The sequence below is a fragment of the Burkholderia cepacia ATCC 25416 genome, assembly GCF_001411495.1.
Taxonomy (GTDB): domain Bacteria; phylum Pseudomonadota; class Gammaproteobacteria; order Burkholderiales; family Burkholderiaceae; genus Burkholderia; species Burkholderia cepacia.
On the sequence record NZ_CP012981.1, the window covers coordinates 2,522,049 to 2,538,779 of the forward strand.

General features: G+C 64.6%; 16 protein-coding genes. 14 read left to right on the forward strand and 2 right to left on the reverse strand.

The window, feature by feature from the left end:
• Positions 1 to 3 precede the first annotated feature (3 nt).
• Positions 4 to 1,650, reverse strand: a complete 1,647-nt coding sequence (locus APZ15_RS11415) for a collagen-like triple helix repeat-containing protein (RefSeq protein ID WP_057056456.1) — start codon at positions 1,648 to 1,650, stop codon at positions 4 to 6.
• Between the two features lie 678 nt (positions 1,651 to 2,328).
• On the opposite strand from APZ15_RS11415, the gene APZ15_RS11420 reads away from it, so the two are divergent.
• From APZ15_RS11420 to APZ15_RS11485, 14 genes are all read left to right on the forward strand, one after another.
• On the forward strand, positions 2,329 to 2,499 hold the full coding sequence (locus tag APZ15_RS11420; RefSeq protein ID WP_027787673.1) for a Flp family type IVb pilin: 171 nt from the start codon (positions 2,329 to 2,331) through the stop codon (positions 2,497 to 2,499).
• Positions 2,500 to 2,581: 82 nt separating this feature from the next.
• Positions 2,582 to 3,082 (forward strand): A24 family peptidase, encoded by a 501-nt coding sequence (locus tag APZ15_RS11425; RefSeq protein ID WP_027787672.1) that lies wholly within the window; start codon positions 2,582 to 2,584, stop codon positions 3,080 to 3,082.
• The gene (locus APZ15_RS11430; protein ID WP_027787671.1) at positions 3,079 to 3,549 is read left to right on the forward strand and encodes a TadE/TadG family type IV pilus assembly protein; all 471 of its coding nucleotides are present in this window, start codon (positions 3,079 to 3,081) and stop codon (positions 3,547 to 3,549) included. The genes APZ15_RS11425 and APZ15_RS11430 overlap by 4 nt, the downstream gene beginning before the upstream one ends.
• 85 nt (positions 3,550 to 3,634) lie before the next feature.
• Positions 3,635 to 4,546: a Flp pilus assembly protein CpaB gene (gene cpaB, locus APZ15_RS11435; protein WP_027787670.1), complete on the forward strand. Its 912-nt coding sequence runs from the start codon at positions 3,635 to 3,637 to the stop codon at positions 4,544 to 4,546.
• Positions 4,547 to 4,612: 66 nt separating this feature from the next.
• Positions 4,613 to 5,947, forward strand: coding sequence for a type II and III secretion system protein family protein (locus APZ15_RS11440; RefSeq protein WP_027787669.1), 1,335 nt, complete (start codon positions 4,613 to 4,615; stop codon positions 5,945 to 5,947).
• Positions 5,948 to 5,992: 45 nt separating this feature from the next.
• Positions 5,993 to 7,273 carry a fimbrial protein gene (locus tag APZ15_RS11445; RefSeq protein WP_027787668.1) on the forward strand — a complete coding sequence of 427 codons (1,281 nt, stop codon included), beginning with the start codon at positions 5,993 to 5,995 and terminating at the stop codon, positions 7,271 to 7,273.
• Positions 7,274 to 7,276: 3 nt separating this feature from the next.
• Entirely contained in the window at positions 7,277 to 8,641 is a 1,365-nt protein-coding gene (locus APZ15_RS11450) for a TadA family conjugal transfer-associated ATPase (protein ID WP_027787667.1), read from the forward strand.
• Positions 8,634 to 9,629: a type II secretion system F family protein gene (locus APZ15_RS11455; protein ID WP_027787666.1), complete on the forward strand. Its 996-nt coding sequence runs from the start codon at positions 8,634 to 8,636 to the stop codon at positions 9,627 to 9,629. The genes APZ15_RS11450 and APZ15_RS11455 overlap by 8 nt, the downstream gene beginning before the upstream one ends.
• Before the next feature lie 4 nt (positions 9,630 to 9,633).
• Complete coding sequence (locus APZ15_RS11460) at positions 9,634 to 10,644, forward strand: type II secretion system F family protein (RefSeq protein ID WP_027787665.1); 1,011 nt, start codon at positions 9,634 to 9,636, stop codon at positions 10,642 to 10,644.
• 23 nt (positions 10,645 to 10,667) lie between these two features.
• The gene (locus tag APZ15_RS11465) at positions 10,668 to 11,555 is read left to right on the forward strand and encodes a tetratricopeptide repeat protein (protein ID WP_027787664.1); all 888 of its coding nucleotides are present in this window, start codon (positions 10,668 to 10,670) and stop codon (positions 11,553 to 11,555) included.
• Complete coding sequence (locus tag APZ15_RS11470; protein ID WP_370448725.1) at positions 11,545 to 11,907, forward strand: DUF3613 domain-containing protein; 363 nt, start codon at positions 11,545 to 11,547, stop codon at positions 11,905 to 11,907. Before APZ15_RS11465 ends, APZ15_RS11470 begins: the two co-directional genes overlap by 11 nt.
• Positions 11,908 to 11,918: 11 nt before the next feature.
• The gene (locus APZ15_RS11475; RefSeq protein WP_027787662.1) at positions 11,919 to 13,793 is read left to right on the forward strand and encodes a TadG family pilus assembly protein; all 1,875 of its coding nucleotides are present in this window, start codon (positions 11,919 to 11,921) and stop codon (positions 13,791 to 13,793) included.
• A 17-nt stretch (positions 13,794 to 13,810) separates the two neighbouring features.
• Positions 13,811 to 15,202 (forward strand): sigma 54-interacting transcriptional regulator, encoded by a 1,392-nt coding sequence (locus APZ15_RS11480; protein ID WP_027787661.1) that lies wholly within the window; start codon positions 13,811 to 13,813, stop codon positions 15,200 to 15,202.
• Positions 15,203 to 15,256: 54 nt separating this feature from the next.
• Positions 15,257 to 15,964 (forward strand): DUF2968 domain-containing protein, encoded by a 708-nt coding sequence (locus tag APZ15_RS11485; protein ID WP_027787660.1) that lies wholly within the window; start codon positions 15,257 to 15,259, stop codon positions 15,962 to 15,964.
• A 77-nt stretch (positions 15,965 to 16,041) separates the two neighbouring features.
• On the opposite strand, the gene hfq is transcribed toward APZ15_RS11485, so the two are convergent.
• Positions 16,042 to 16,626: an RNA chaperone Hfq gene (hfq, locus tag APZ15_RS11490; protein ID WP_027787659.1), complete on the reverse strand. Its 585-nt coding sequence runs from the start codon at positions 16,624 to 16,626 to the stop codon at positions 16,042 to 16,044.
• Between the last annotated feature and the right edge of the window lie 105 nt (positions 16,627 to 16,731).

Here is a 16,731-nt window from a genome sequence, read left to right on the forward strand (position 1 = left end):
GGTTTACTTGCCGTGCGTGCCACCGAGCAGGCCGCCGATCAGCGACGTGACCGGTGCGAGCGGATTCGACGCCGAGCCCGAGTTCGTGACGGCGCCCGTGCCGCCGGTCAATGCCGGGGCGCCGACCGCGCTCGTTACCGTGGACACGACGTTCGTCACCGGGGCGAGCGGGCTGCTGCCGCCGGCGCCGCCTGTTGCGCTGCCGAGGGCGCCCGTCACGGTACCGAGCAGACCGGTGACCGGCGCGAGCGGGCCGCCGCTGCCACCTGTTGCGCCGCCGAGTGCACCCGTGACCGTCGAGACGAGACCGGTGACCGGGGCGAGCGGGCCACCGCTGCCACCTGTTGCGCCGCCGAGCGCGCCCGTGACCGTCGAGACGAGACCCGTGACCGGAGCGAGCGGGCCGCCGCTGCCGCCTGCTGCGCCGCCGAGTGCGCCCGTGACCGTCGAGACGAGACCGGTGACCGGTGCGAGCGGACCGCCGCTGCCACCCGTTGCACCGCCGAGTGCGCCCGTGACCGTCGAGACGAGACCGGTGACCGGTGCGAGCGGGCCGCTGCCGCCGCCCGTTGCGCCGCCGAGTGCGCCGGTGACCGTCGAGACGAGGCCGGTGAGCGGCGCGAGCGGGTTGGTTACGCCGCCGGTGCCGCCGGTGAGCAGGCCGCCGACGGCCTTCACGGTGTTGCCCGTCGACGAGACCGTGTTGCCAAGACCGGTCGTGACGGGGTTGCCGCCCGTCGACGCGAGCAGGGCGCCGGCCTGGTTCAGGCCGTTGCCGACCGTGCCGAGCAGCGTGTTGACGGGCGCGCCGAGGCCGGTTGCCGTGCCGATCGTCTGGGTCGTCTGGCCGACCATCGTCGTGATCGGCGTGATGGCCGAGCTGACCGTCTGCGTGACCTGCTGGATCGGGCCGGTCGACAGTGCGTTGGTGAGGGTGTTGCCGCCGTTCGAGACGGCACCGCCGAGCGTCGACACGAGGCCGCCGACGGCGCCCGTGACCGGTGCGAGCGGCGAGAGCGGGCCGCTGCCGAGGCTCGAGACCAGGGTCCCCGTTTGCGTGACTGCGCTGCCGAGCTGGTTGACCACGCCACCCGTGCTGGCGAGCGTGGTGCCGACCGGATCCTTCGTCGCGCCGAGCTGGCCGAGACCGTTGCCGAGGCCATTGCCGAGTGCGGTCACTGCGCCGCCGACGCTTTGCACGATGCCGCCCGCGGCTTGTGTGGTGGCCGGGTTGACGCCCGGCAGCGTCTGGCTGCCGATGACGGAACCGAGGCCCGAGACGGTTCCGCCGACACCCGTCAAGATGTTGCTGCTGCTTGCGAGGACAGTTCCCACTGGGTTCGACGACACGCCCGACGTGCCGGAAGTACCGGACGTGCCGCTCGTGCCCGACGTACCGCTGGTACCGGAGGTCCCGCTTGTGCCGGACGTACCGCTCGTACCCGAGGTGCCGCTGGTGCCGCTCGTACCCGATGTGCCGCTCGTGCCGGACGTGGAGATCGTATCGCCGCCGCCCGAGCTCGAGCCGCCGCCAAGACCCTGGCTGATGGAACCCGAGCCGCCGCACGCGGAGAGGGAAAGCATGGCTGCAACGGTGGCCGCGATCAGAGTCGTCCGGAACACGCCATGAGGGATAACCTTAATGTCCATTTTGTCCTCGCATTAAAATGTGTTGTGAACTGCGTTGTGTTGAGTGGTGCGAGGACTACTCTGCAACTGTCGTGCCATTTCGATGCCCGACGGTTCGGCAACAGGTTTTAAACGGGGCAATTCCTTGTCGGAAAAGGAAGTTATGGGAATTGAAAGATTGTTGAATCTGTTTAAGTGCAGACGAATGAGAACGATTTCGATCGTTTCGTAACGTAACGTCACAACATTGGCGTTACGCGTGCGACGTAACGTGGGAGGCCGCGCAGGCTTGGTGGACGAGGCAACTGTTTTACAGGTGGATTAGGTGTGCACATCTAACCTATCGTAAATCCTATGTGTAAGTCGTACCGAAACGCCGTACAAATACGCTGTGCTCACGGTCATTTTTTTCGATCCAAGTCGTTAAAAGAGGTTGGAACTTAAATAGGATCGGATATAGAATCCGGAGCAGATGTAAGGAAATGTACGGTTCGGTACACAACGTTCGAGGAGGGTTGCTATCGCGAATGTTAACTTGCATCAAATGGTGAGCCATGCCCCTCGGGGCAATCTATAAAGAAAGTGCACCTGGTTGTCGTTACAGCAGATGTGGCGAACAGCGCGGGGCAACCGGCCGGATATGCGGGGATGTATACGTATAAAAGGCCAAAGAACGTAAATACAGGCACGAGGAATAAAATGAAAGCACTCATCAAGCGCTTCCTTAAGGAAGAAGACGGGGTTACCGCGATCGAGTATGGTCTGATTGCGGGTCTGATTGCGGCCTTGATCATCGGTAGTGTCACCACTATCGGCACCAAGATCTCGACGCTGTTCTCCACGATTGCCAGTTCGTTGCCGGGCGGCTGATCCTCGGTAGTCCGGTGGGCGGCGAGCGGTCCGTTTTTGCGGACCGCTCGCCCTTACGTCGACTTGGTCGGTCGATCGCGATATGGCACATCTTCTCAGCACCAGCATTTTTTTTGCCTGGGCGACGCTCGTTGCCGTCGGTGATATTCGATTTCGGCTTGTTCGGAATCCGCTTGTCGTCGTCGGGCTTTTGGCGGCGCTTGGCAGCGCATTGGTTGATGCAAATCCGTTTCGTGTTTCAGTCGAGCAGGCATTGATCGGCATGCTCGTCGGTTTCGTGAGCTTTTTCCCGCTTTTTGCATTTCGCGTCATGGGCGCGGCGGACGTAAAGGTGTTTGCGGTTCTCGGCGCGTGGTGCGGTTTGTCGATACTGCCATGGCTGTGGGTTGTCGCCAGTCTTGCGGCCGGTATACATGTCCTCGCGCTGATGACGCTGACCCATACGTCGCTGGGCGCGCTGTGGTCGCGCGGTTCGCCGACGCTCTCGCTCGGCGCACGGCGGGCAACACCTTACGCAGCCTGTCTTGTCGCTCCGGCAGCGATATGGTTGGCCTATCTCGTCGTTACCGGGGGGCTGCAATGAAGCGACAGTACCAGCTACGGTCATGGCGGCGTCAGAAGGGGGCGACGGCGGTCGAGTTCGCGCTGGTGTTTCCGCTGTTCTTCCTGATCATGTATGCGATCGTGACGTTCGGGCTGATCTTCGCGGTTCAGCAAGGCTTGACGCTTGCTGCGACCGAAGGTGCGCGCACGGCACTGAATTATGTCTACGAGTCCAACGGGTCGGGGGCGCAGGCGCTGACCGATCGAGCGAAGGCGGCACAGTCGACCGCGATCGGGCTGACGTCGTGGCTGGCCAACGTCCAGATTCCGACACCCGTGTCGGGGGCATGCAGTTACGACGCGACCATGTATTGCGTGACGGTCACGGTGACGTATCCGTACAAGACCAATCCGCTGGTTCCGTCGCTGCCCTTGCTCGGGCTCGTTACGCCGACGCAGTTGACCGGCACGGCAACCGTGCAGATCAATCCGGCGACCATTTTATGAAACGGACGCCGGCCAGTGCGCGGCAACAGGCGCAAGCGGCGTTCACATGTCGACATAACAACATTTACGGCACTCAACATTCACCATGGGCAACAACTTGACGAAGATCATCGCCGGGCTGCTGATTGCGCTCGCCGTGCTGCTCGGAATCTATGCGTGGATGCTCGGCCGCGCTCCGGCCCATCCGCCGGCCGCGGTGCCTGCCGCGGCAATGGTCCAGACGGTGCCGGTGGTCGTGGCGACGCGTCTGTTGCCGGCCGGTCAACCGATTCCGGTCGATGCGCTGAAGTTGGCGTCGGCACCGATGATGCCGACTGGCGGATTCAGCGATCCGTCGCTGCTGGTCGGTCGCATCCCGGCGAACGACATCCTTGCCGCCGCGCCGGTCGTCGAGGGCGGCTTGACGTCGGGGTTGGCGAACCAGGTGGCGCCCGGCGAGCGGGCCGTGGCCATCAAGGTCGACGAGACGAATGCGGTCGGAAACCGGTTGCGCCCCGGCAACTTTGTCGACGTGTTCCTGAATTTGCGACGCGACAACTCGGGGATGGCGCAAGCCGGATCGGAAATTCCCAATTCACAGGCGCGACTGCTGATGTCGAAGCTGCGGATCCTGTCGTTCGGCGACGCGACGCCCGACCGCGACGGTAGCGGTGGCCCGGGTGGTGCGGTACGGACCGCCGTGCTCGCGGTGCCGACGGCACAGGTCGATGCACTGACGCTCGCGGAAGCGAGCGGCCGCCTGACGCTCGCGCTCCGCAATCCGCGCGACGACGAGGTCGCGACACAGACGGTTGCGATCCGCACGGCCGGCGATCTGACGCCTTCCGGCCAGGCGGCCGCCGGCGTATGGCTCGATGAACTGTCGGGTGGGCGTGCGCGCACCGCACCCCGCGTGCAGGCGCCGCCGCGTGCCCCGCGTGCGCCGATCGTCGCGCGCGAAGGCGGAAGCAGCATTGAAGTGATCCGGGGTGGGCGGACCGAAACGGTCGCTTATTGACAATCCAAGCACGGTCATCGACAGCAGTAACGGAAGGGAGAAGGCCGTACGACGGTCTCCGAAACAATGACAAAAAAACTGATTGCATACGCGATTGCCATCTGGGCCATGACCTTCGCCGTGTTGGCCGAGGCTGCCGGCGCAAACGGGTCGATTGATCTTGCGGTCGGCTCGCAGCGGCAGGTCGCTACCGGCCGTACGTTGCAGCGGATCGCGGTGGGCGATCCTTCGGTCGTCGACGTGCTGGTCATGAAGGGCAGTCGCGCCGGCAACGTACTGCTGGTTGCGAAGGCTCCCGGTTCGACGAACGTGATGTTGTGGGAGCGGGGGCGCGACGAGCCGACGGTGTGGAATGTCAATGTCGTCGATGCGGCCGCGCAGGCCGTGCTGGACGGCGCGGGACCGTCCGTGAAGGCGTATGGCGGTGCCGCTGTCGTGTCGGGCTCGGCGGCTTCGCTCGACGCGCATGAGCGGGCAGTTGCAGTCGGCAAGCGGATGGGCGGCAAAGATGCGACCGTGATCGATACGTCGACAGTCGGTAACCGGAGCGTTGTGCAAGTCGACGTGCGGGTCGTCGAATTCAGCCGCTCGGTGCTGAAGGAAGCCGGGCTGAATTTCTTCAAGCAAAGCAACGGATTCGCATTCGGCGCATTTGCGCCGGGCGGTCTCCAGTCGGTGACTGGTGGCGGAACGGCGGCGTTCCAGGCGACTGCCGGCATTCCGATCGCGTCCGCGTTCAACCTGGTGGTGAATTCGGCGGGCCGCGGCATCTTCGGCAATATTTCGATTCTCGAGGCGAACAACCTTGCCCGGGTACTTGCGCAGCCGACCCTGGTGGCGTTGTCCGGGCAAAGCGCGAGCTTCCTCGCCGGCGGCGAGATCCCCGTGCCGGTGCCGCAGGCGCTTGGCTCCACGGCAATCGACTGGAAGCAGTACGGCGTCGGCCTCACCCTGACACCGACCGTGCTGAGCCAGCGCCGCATCGCGCTCAAGGTGGCGCCGGAATCGAGCCAACTCGACTTCCAGCATGGCGTCACGATCAACAGCGTATCGGTGCCGGCGATCACGACCCGTCGCGCCGATACGACGGTCGAGCTGGGTGACGGGGAAAGCTTCGTGATTGGCGGCCTGATCGACCGCGAAACGATGTCGAACATCAACAAGGTGCCGGTCCTGGGCGATCTGCCGATCATTGGCGCCTTCTTCAAGTCGCTGAATTATCAGCAGAACGACAAGGAGCTGGTGATCATCGTGACGCCGCATCTCGTTGCGCCGATCGCGAAGGGCGCGCCGTTGCCGACTACGCCGGGCGAACTGTCCGAACAGCGTGATGGGCCGGTGTGGCGGTCGTATCTTGGCGGTATCGCATCACCCGATGCAGCGCCCGGATTTTCGAAATGAATGCGGGACGAGATGTCGCGCGAAATGTAACCGGGGGTGTTCAACATGAACGCGAGAACCCTATCGTTGGCTGAGCCTGCCGTGACCGATTATTTCGTGTGCGCATCGCAGCAGGATGAACATGCCCGCTGGCTGGGCGAGACACTGGTGTCGGCCGGCACGGTGGAAGCGTTGTCGCTTGACCCAGGTGCGCTGAGCCAGCGCATCACGGGGCTCAATCCTGCGATCGTCTTCATCGATTTTTCTCGTGCGCAGGGCGCGGCGAGCGCTGCTGCGGCCGCCGTGCGGCTTGCCCATCCGGGCCTGCCGGTCGTCGCGCTCGGCACGCTTTCGGAGCCGGAAAGCGCGCTTGCGGCACTGCGGGCCGGCGTACGCGATTTCATCGACGTGTCCGGTAGTGCCGAGGACGCTTTGCGGATCACCCGCGGGTTGCTCGAGCATACCGGTACCGAACCGGCCAACCGGCACGGCAAACTCGTCGCGTTGCTCGGCGCTCGCGCGGGGATGGGCGTCAGCACGCTCGCCGCGAATCTGTCGGTGTGGCTGCACAAGCGTACGGGTTCGGGCACCCCGGAAGCGGGCACGCCTGCGTTCGGAGTCGCCGCGCCTCACGCGCGGCAGACGGCGCTGGTCGACCTCGGGCTTCCCGCGGGAGACAGTGCGCTGTTCCTCAACACGCGCTGCGAATTCCATTTCGTCGAAGCCGTGCGCAACCTGCGGCGCATCGACCGGACCTTCGTCAACACGGCGCTGACGCGTCACGCGAGCGGCGTCGCGCTGACCACCTTGCCGCCCAATCTCGCCGACCTGCGCGACGTGTCGTATGCGGCTTGCGTCGGCCTGTTGAACCGGTTGCGCGCGTTCTTCGACCAGCAGATCGTCGATCTCGGCGGATTCACGAATCATGAATTCGTTGCGCAGATCACTGCCGTGGCCGACGAAGCGTGGCTCGTGTGCGACCAGGGCGTCGCATCGATCGTCTCTGCAGTGGACCTGCTGGAAGGGCTGCGCGATGCGGGCGTCGACATCGGCAAGATTCGTCTCGTCGTCAACCAGTACGACGCGACGCTGAGCCTGACACCGGCCCAGATCGCAGAGCGGCTCGGCATTTCGCTGCTGGCGACGCTGCCGGCGCGTCGCGTGGCCATCGGCCAGGCGGCCAATCAGGGGCGGCTGATCGTCGAAACGGCCGAACGCGATCCGTATGTGCGTGCTCTCGAGCCGCTCGCAGATCGACTGGCCGGCCCGATCTCCGCCGGCCAGCGCGGTGCATTGGGCCTGTCCGCCCTCAAGCGTTTCATTCAACCTTCGTCCAGGCGATCGTAAGCGATGGCACACGACATCCAATTTGCCGACGGCGCAGCGCCGTTCTCCCAGTCGCAGCAGTTTCACGACATCAAGAATGCCGCGCACGAGCATCTGTTGACGCGCATCGAGGAACTCGGCGCCGAATTCGGCCGCTGGTCGCGCCAGGCGATCAACCAGTTCGTCGATCTGGAAATCGACAGCTTCGTGCGTCTACGGCGCATTCCGCTGAACGAGACCGAGGTCAGGGCGATCGCGGAGGCGCTGACGAAAGAGCTCGCCGGGTTCGGTCCGATCGAGGATCTGCTCGCCGATCCGCACGTCGAGGACATCCTGATCAACGGCTACAACGACATCTACGTGTCGCGCCACGGCATCCTGGCGAAGCTGCCGATCCGTTTCACCGACAACGCGCACCTGCTGCGGATCGTGCGCCGCATCCTCGCGCCGATCGGCCGACGTCTCGACGAATCGAACCCGATGGTCGACGCGCGGCTGCCGGACGGCGGACGCGTCAACGTCGTGATCGAGCCGCTGTCGATCGACGGGCCGGTCGTATCGATCCGGAAATTCCGCAAGGACCCGCTGAAACCTGCCGACCTGCTCGCCAACGGCACGTTCAATACGGAGATCGGTACGTTGCTGGAAGCGGCGGTCGAGGCGCGCTGCAACATCCTCGTGTCGGGTGGCACGAGTTCCGGCAAGACGTCGCTGCTCAACGCGCTGGCGTTCTACATTCCCGAGCACGAGCGGGTCGTGACGATCGAGGACACGGCAGAACTGTCGCTGAATCACCCTCATGTCGTGCGTCTCGAAAGCCGCCCGGGCGGTTTCGACGGTAACGGCGTCGTGACGATCCGCGACCTGCTGCGCAATACGCTGCGGATGCGGCCGGATCGCATCATCGTCGGCGAAGTACGCGGCGGCGAGGTGCTCGAGATGCTGCAGGCGATGAATACGGGGCACGACGGATCGATGGGCACCGTCCACGCGAGTTCGCCGCGCGAGTGTCTGTATCGTCTTGAGATGCTGGCCGGTTTCGCAGGTTTCCAGGGAACGGAATCGAGCCTGCGTCGGCAGATTGCGAATGCCATCGACTTCATCGTGCAGATCGGCCGTCTGTCGAACGGTCGACGCCGGATTCTTTCGATTACCGAAGTGACCGGCCTGTCGGACAACATCATCGCGACGCAGGAACTCTATCGCTACGAAGCCCGCGTGACACCCGAGGGCGAAGAGGTCGACAACTGGGAGTCGCTCGGCATTCATCCGCATTCGCCGAAGCTCGCGCGTTTCCGTCAGTCGTTGCAGGCCGCGGGCTTTGGCGGTAGCGGTGGCGGCGGATTCGGTGGCGGATTCGGCCGCGGCGGCGGGGGTTTCAATGTATAGCCTGATGGCTGGCGCGCTTGCAATGGCACTCCTTTGCGTTGCCGCCGCGTTGATGCTGTGGCGGCATGGCGAGGTGAAACGCGGCCGCGCCGACGTGCAGCGCTTCATCGACAGCCGCATCGAGCCGGCCGCGCGAGCGGCGGGTGCGCTTCAGCCTGACGCGAGACCGGTCCAGAATGTCGCGTCTGTGCCCGGTGCGGCCCGCGCGCAGTCCGCTGCGCCGGCTTCGCGCTGGGCGCAGTGGCGTGAGATCGGTACGGAATACCTCGTCAACGTGGCGAGCCGTGCAGGCATCGAGGATGCGCGCGGCAAGGCGCTTCTCGCGCTGCTGGGGTTGGTCGCGCTCGGGCTCGTCGCCGGTAATCGGGGCGGCTGGCTGGCTTGCGTCGCCGCGCTCGTGTGCGGCGCGTCGCTGCTCGTGTTCTGGCTCGTGTCCCGCATTCAGCGGCGTCGCCTGACGATCGTTCGCCAGTTGCCGTCGTTTCTCGACGGCATCGTGCGTCTCGTCACGCTCGGCAACAGCGTGCCGGCGGCGTTCCAGGCGGCACTGCTGACGACGGAGGCGCCGTTGCGCGGTTGTCTGGACCACGTATCGCGGATGTTGCGCACGGGTGTCGAGATCGATCGTGCGATGGGACACATCGCGAGCGTCTATCAAACCAAGGAATTCGAACTGGTCGGTTCGGTGCTGCGGCTCTCGGTCCGGTACGGCGGCCGCGCCGACGTCATGCTCGATCGGATGTCGACGTTCATGCGCGATCTCGAGCAGGCCGAACGGGAACTGGCTGCGATGTCGTCGGAAACGCGACTGTCCGCATGGGTGCTGGTCATGTTGCCGATCGCGATCGGCAGCTTTGTGATCGCGACGAATCCGCTCTATCTCCAGTCGATGTGGAACGATTACACGGGACGTCAGCTGTTGTTCATCGCCTTCATGCTGCAGTTCGCGGGCGGGATCTGGTTGTACCACATGGCCAAGCTCAGGTGACGGCATGACAGCCAATCAACTCGGTTCGCTCGCGCTGGCACTCGGCGCACTCGGCGTCGTGCTGCTGGCGCTGCTTGCAGTACGCCGCGCAAGTGCGCAGACGCGCAGCGATCGCACGCTGGCCAGCGCGCTCGAGCGGCGCTCAGCGACGTTGGAGGCAGCGGGTACGCGCGCTGCACAGGAGTCCGATGAATCCCGGCAGAATCCGTTAGGACGGAATGCGGGTGACAGGCGATCGTATCTTGTGCAATGGCTGGACCGTCTGTCGATGGTCGGGGCGCGCCTGCTCGATACCCGCCTGGGCCGGTATCTTGTCGCCGACGAAGATCGGCTGCTGCTGGAGCAGTGCGGCTACGCCGACACGCGCACCCGCGGACTGTTCCTGAGCGCGCGACTCGCCTGTGCGATTGTCGTGCCGTTGCTTTTCCTCATGCTGATGGGCTCTCAACTGACCGGCGCGCAATGGCGGGCGGGTGGGGGCATTGCGCTCGTCACCGGCTTCATGTTGCCGAAGCTGTACCTGCGGCGTCGTGCTGCACAGCGCCGGCAGGCGGTGATCGACGAACTGCCGCTGCTGGTCGACATGCTTCGCTTGCTGCAAGGCGTCGGATTGTCGCTTGACCAGAGCATCCAGGTCCTGACGAACGACTTCAAGGGGATGATGCCCGTGCTGTCGCTGGAAATGGAAATCGCCCAGCGGCAGTTCGCTGCCGGCCGGACGCGCGAGCAATCGCTGCAGCGGCTGTCGTCCGGTTTCGAGAACGAGGATCTGCGTGCGATCGTGCGGCTGCTGATCCAGGTCGACAAGCACGGCGGCGCGGTACAGGAGCCGCTCAAGCAGTTCGGCGACCGGTTGCGCGAGGCGCGCCGTGCGATGCTGCGCGAACGGATCGGCAAGCTGACGGTAAAGATGACGGGCGTGATGATCCTGACGTTGCTGCCGGCACTGCTGATCGTGACGGCGGGACCGGGAATGATCTCCGTGTTGCGCGCGCTGAGCCAGGCGCAGCCCTGATGCCGGGATGCAAAGGAAGCAAGATGAGACGCATCGATGAAATTGTGAAAGTGGTGGGCGTGTTGGCAATGGTGGGCTTGCTCGGCGCGTGCTCGGCATTCAAGGAAAGCGGGTACGGCGTCGGCCCGCAGGCGGAACGCGCGGCGCTGATGGACGCGGCGGCGCAGAAGCAGGCGGCGCCGGATACGCCGGGCATGTATCTCGGCCTGATCGAGCGGATGCAGGCTCAAGGGCTGTATTACGCGTCGCTGGCGCATATCGACGCATACGAGAAACAGTACGGTGCGTCGCCGCAAACGATCCTGCTGCGCGCCGATGCATTGCGCATGACGGACCAGCCTGCCGCGAGCACTGCGGTCTATACGCAGTTGCTCAACACAACGCTCGCCGCGCGCGGCTATCGCGGGCTCGGGCTGATTGCCGGCGGCGCGGGCGATTTTCCGCGCGCCGCGCAGGCGTTGTCGCAGGCAACCGTGCTGGCGCCGACCGATGCATCGACGCTTTCGGATCTCGCTTACGCGAAGCTGCGTTGCGGCGATATCGAGGGGGCGCGCATTCCGCTGATGAAGGCGGCCGAGCTTGACCAGAGCAATCCGAAGATCATCAGCAACCTGGTGCTATACCTGCTCGCCTCGGGCCGAACCCACGATGCGCAGAAGCTGATGGCGCAGCAGAAGCTGTCGATGGACGTTCGCAACGATATCCGCAACGACGCGACGAAGATTGCCACGGCGGCACGTACCTGGCGTCGTGCGTCCCAGTCACCGGCTTCGGCTTCCGTTTTGACGCCGACCGGTTCGGGAAGCGTGGTCGACGTGTCGGGCTCGAATGTCGCGAAGCGTCCGTCGCCGGTTGCGAACATCCAGGGATTCGATCCGACTGCGCCTTTGCTGCAGCGGTTTGCACAATGAAAAGGGCATAGGGGGAACTGACATGACGAACAACAAGAATCCAGGTCGCGTGGCACGCGTGTGCCAAGGTGTCGCGCTTCTCGTGCTCATGGGGGCCGCAACCGCGGCGTATAGCGATCAGCTGGCGCCCGACGCGTCGGAAATCGGTCATGCAACCAACGCGCTGCTTGCATTCCAGCGTGACGGGCGCGCGGCCGGCCCGGCCTTGCCGGTACTGGGCGATGCCGCATCGCTTTCCTATCAACGCTATCTCGAATCGTTCAAGCACAAGATTCCGGAATCGATGGGGTCGCCGGTCAATACGAACGGCAACGGATCGTCCGGCGGACAGAGTTCATCGCAATCGTATTGAGCGGAGCAGCGATGAGCACTGCTCGACATGCATCGAGTCGGATGGCCGGACCAGGTCGCGCGTCGCCGCGGCGGCAGCGGGGTTCGGTCGTCGTCACGGCGGCCGTGTGGATACTGCTGTCGATGGTGATTCTCGGTTCGATCGACATCGGCAACGTCTTTTTCACGCGCCGTGACATGCAGCGCGTGGCCGATCTTGCTGCACTCGCTGCGGTTCAGAAGCTCGACGATACATGTGCGAACGTGACCTCCGCGGCCACGAGCAACGCGTCGACAAACGGCTTCACGATTGACGGCAGCGGCACCACGTCGCTGTCGGCCGAATGCGGTTACTGGGCACCGTCGGCGACCGGAACGGCGAGTTCCTTCTATTCGTCGAAATCGACGGTGCCGCTCGCGACGCAGTTGAACGCGGTGCGCGTGACGGTCTCCAAGACGCTGCCGTATTTCTTCTTCGGGCCGACACGTACGGTGACTGCAACGTCGACCGCGAAGGCGACCAACATCGATACCTTTTCTATCGGCGCGACGCTGGCCGCGGTGGGCGGCGTCGGCTGCTCGGGCGTGCCAAGCGGGAACCCCGGCCTGGTGAACGCGTTGCTGGGCTCGTTGCTGCAGGGGCAGAGCGGCACGCCGCTGAACCTCAATCTCGTGTCGTACCAGGGGCTCGCCTGTGCGAACGTCAAGCTCGGCGACATCGCCGTCGCGCTGCAGTCGCTGTCGGTCGGCAACGGGACGATCGGCGGGCTCGTCAATGCCAACGCGTCGGTCGGCACCTTGCTCAACGCGATGGTGGCGGCCGTCAACAAGTCGACCACGCTGGGTACGACGCTGCAGACAAGCGCAACCGGTGCACTGACCAACCTGCTCGGCCTGAACCTGCTCAGCAACACGGCGATCAAGGTCGCGAGCCTGACCGGACAGGGCGCCACGTCGCTGTTGACGCTGGGGCTCGCGAACACGCAGGCGGCGGCAGACGCGACCGTTAACGTGCTCGATCTCGTGATGGCGATGGCCCAGATCTCACAGGCCGGCAAGCCCGGCGTGGTGATCGGCGCCAATGTGCCGCTGACGTTGCCGAACGGCAGCTCGGTATCAATCGTCCAACTGCAGGCGCAGGTCATCAGCCCACCGACCATCGCGGTCGGCGAAGGCGGGAAGGATAAAAACGGCGCGTGGCGGACGGTCGCGACGAATGCGCAGGTCGGCCTGTATCTCGTCGTCAACCTGGGCGTGAACCCGCTGCCGGTCGTGGTTTCCGCGAACGTCTATCTGCCGCTCTACGTGCAGCTGGGCGCCGGAAGCGCGACGTTGTTGTCGACCAACTGCCTGACGTCCCCTAATTCCGCGACGATTTCCGCGCAACCGAGCGTTGCCAATCTCTGCATCGGCCAGCCGCCGCTCACGTCCGGCAATCTGCTGAACCTGCCGGCAAACTATAGCTGCACGTCGCCAGCCAAGGTGCTTGACGTCCTGGTTTTGGCTGGTGCAGTCGAGGTGTCCGCGACTGTTTCCAACGTGTCGGTGGATCTTGCCGGTAATCCGGCAACCAATACGTTCTACGGACGCGGTGGCAGCGATCCGTCGTACTACTGGACGACCAACACGAATGCGCTGGGTTCGGCGGTGAACAATGCGCTGGCGGGCCTGAAAAACGCGCAGATCACGCCGACCGTGAGTCTGCTGTTCGGGCTCATCTCGGTCACGATCACGCCGGATTTCATTTCGTCGCTGTTGTCGGTCCTGACCACCGTTCTGAGCCCGCTGTTGACCGCGCTCGACGGTATCATCGATCCGCTGCTGGACCTGCTCGGCGTCCAGCTTGGCGCCGCCACGGTGCATCAGATGTCGCTGACCTGCGGCGGCGCGCAAACAGTCAGCAATTAGAGAAGCAAGACCATCCGATGAGAACCACGCCCGCAATCGAAGAGCTCGACCTGTACGTCTGGGAAGGCAAGGCGGACATTGTCGACCGCGTCGCCCGGTGCATGGCGAGCTTCGACGTCGAAGTGATCCGCGCCGACAACGCGGAGATCTCGCCCGAGCGCGCCGCATTGCGGCCGTCACTGGCGATCATCAGCGTGACGATGATCGAAATCGGCGCAGCGTTCCTGCGCGACTGGCAGGCCAATATCGGCATGCCGGTCGTCTGGGTCGGCGCGGCGCGCGATCACGACGCTTCGCAGTATCCGCCCGAGTATTCGCACATCCTGCCGCTCGATTTCACGTGCGCCGAGCTGCGCGGCATGATCGGCAAGCTCGTCACGCAGCTGCGGGCGCATACGGCCGAAACGTCGCATCCGACCGAGCTCGTCGCGCACTCGGAATCGATGCAGGCACTGCTGCACGAAGTCGATACATTCGCCGACTGCGACACCAACGTGCTGCTGCACGGAGAAACCGGCGTCGGCAAGGAGCGCATCGCGCAACTGCTGCACGAAAAGCATTCGCGCTACCGGCACGGCGAATTCGTGCCGGTGAACTGCGGTGCGATTCCCGACGGCCTGTTCGAATCGCTGTTCTTCGGTCACGCGAAAGGATCGTTCACGGGCGCGGTTGTTGCGCATAAAGGCTATTTCGAACAGGCGGCCGGCGGCACGCTGTTCCTCGACGAAGTCGGCGATCTGCCGCTGTACCAGCAGGTCAAGCTGCTGCGCGTGCTCGAGGACGGCGCGGTGCTGCGCGTCGGCGCAACGTCGCCGGTCAAGGTCGATTTCCGCCTGGTCGCGGCGAGCAACAAGAAGCTGCCGCAACTCGTGAAGGATGGCCTGTTCCGCGCCGATCTCTACTACCGGCTCGCGGTGATCGAGCTGAGCATTCCGTCGCTGGAAGAGCGCGGCGCCGTCGACAAGATCGCGCTGTTCAAGTCGTTCGTCGCACAGGTCGTCGGCGAGGCACGGCTCGCGCAGTTGTCCGATCTGCCGTACTGGCTGACGGACTCTGTCGCGGACAGCTATTTCCCCGGCAACGTGCGCGAACTGCGCAACCTCGCCGAGCGCGTCGGTGTGACGGTGCGGCAGACGGGCGGGTGGGATGCCGCGCGGTTGCAGCGGTTGATCGCGCATGCGCGCAGTTCGGCGCAGCCGGTACCGGCGGAGAGCGCGGCCGAGGTCTTCGTCGATCGCAGCAAGTGGGACATGAACGAGCGCAACCGCGTGATTGCGGCGCTCGACGCCAACGGCTGGCGGCGTCAGGATACGGCGCAGCAGCTCGGTATCAGCCGCAAGGTATTGTGGGAAAAAATGCGCAAATATCAGATCTTTGACGAGGAGCCCGAGACCCGCGAAAGTGAGTAATTAATGAGATAAAATCGCGCTGAATTACAACGACACGGGCGGGAATAGAACTTCATGAGCCATATGACGGGGTTGGGAAAGGCGTGCGTGTTGCTCGCCGTGGTGGGAGGCATGCAGGGCGCGTATGCGCAGAGCCTGGCGGACAGCGGGTCGCCGGCAGTACAGCAGGCGTCGGCGCCGGTGGCCGCGATTCCGGTGGTCGATCCGCAGGTCCAGACGTCGGTGCAGCCGCAGGCAGGTGAGTCGACGGGGCCGAGCACGGTCGACGACCTGCAGCGCCAGATCCAGGCGCACTCGCTGACGGAAATGCGCACGAGCTACAACGGCAGCTACGGTGCGAGCCTGCTGTTCAACGTAAAGGACGGTGCGTATTTCGTCGCGCTGTTCCAGCAGAAGGCGTTCTGGCGCGTGATCAAGACTTACGACGAATCGCGTGCGGAAGCGATCTACCGCGATTTCTCGCACCAGGCGGAGCGGCTGGCCGTAAACGAACTGCGGGCAGCGAAGCTGGAATCGCAGAAGGCGCAGATGGACAAGCAGATCGAGGTCACGCAGGATCGCGCGCGGCGTCTGCAGGCGGATATCTCGATCGCACGCCAGCAGCAGGCGGCAGTCGCGGATCGTCAGAAGAGCGTACGTAACGAGACGGCCGCATTGCAGGCGCAGCAGGCCGAGCTTCAGTCGCAACTGCGGGCGTTGCAGCAGCAGGTGCGTTCGTTGCAGCGGGAGGCCGACGCCGGTTTGCCGACGACGGCACGCTGAACCCGGCAGCGGTGCGGCGACATGCCGCGCCGGCCGCACAAGTAAAAAGGGCAAGCCGGTTGGCTTGCCCTTTTGTTTTACTGGCCGTCCGGCACGATTCGCCGGCGGCGCGTCACGATCACCGGACCGTTGCCGCCGCGGGAATCCGACGGCGAAGCGTTGCCGGATGCGTCGCCGGCATCGCGCGGTGCGCCGTAGCTTTCGCGCGGTTCACGGGGTTCGCGCGGGGCGCCGTAGCCCTCACGCGGCTCACGCGAGCCGTAACCCTCGCGCGGTTCGCGCGAGCCATAGCCTTCACGCGGTTCGCGGGAGCCGTAGCCGCCGCCGTCGCCGCGCGATTCACGCGGGCCGCCGTGCGAGCCGTACGGGCTGTGACCGCCGCCTTCACGGCCGCCCGGGCGCCCGCCGGTGCGCGGCCCGCGGGGGCCGCCGCTGCCGCCCGGGCGCGAGCCGCCCGTGTCGAGCTGGATCGTGGAAATCGCGCGCTTGTAGATGCCTTGCAGACCCACGGGGGTGCGCAGCATCACCAGGTACTGGTCGAACGACTCGATACACCCCGTCAGACGAATGCCGTTGACGAGATAGATTTCAACACGCTTACGTTCCTTGCGCGCCGAATTGATGAAGTCGTTTTGCGGATGGGATTCTGCGGGATTGGCCATTGAGGTGCGGCAGGAGCCTGCGTCAGAGAATATGTTGTGCGTGTGTGTGGCGTGTGCGTCCACAAGGTGTTTGGCGGGATTCTACCCTGTTCAATCGGGAAACGC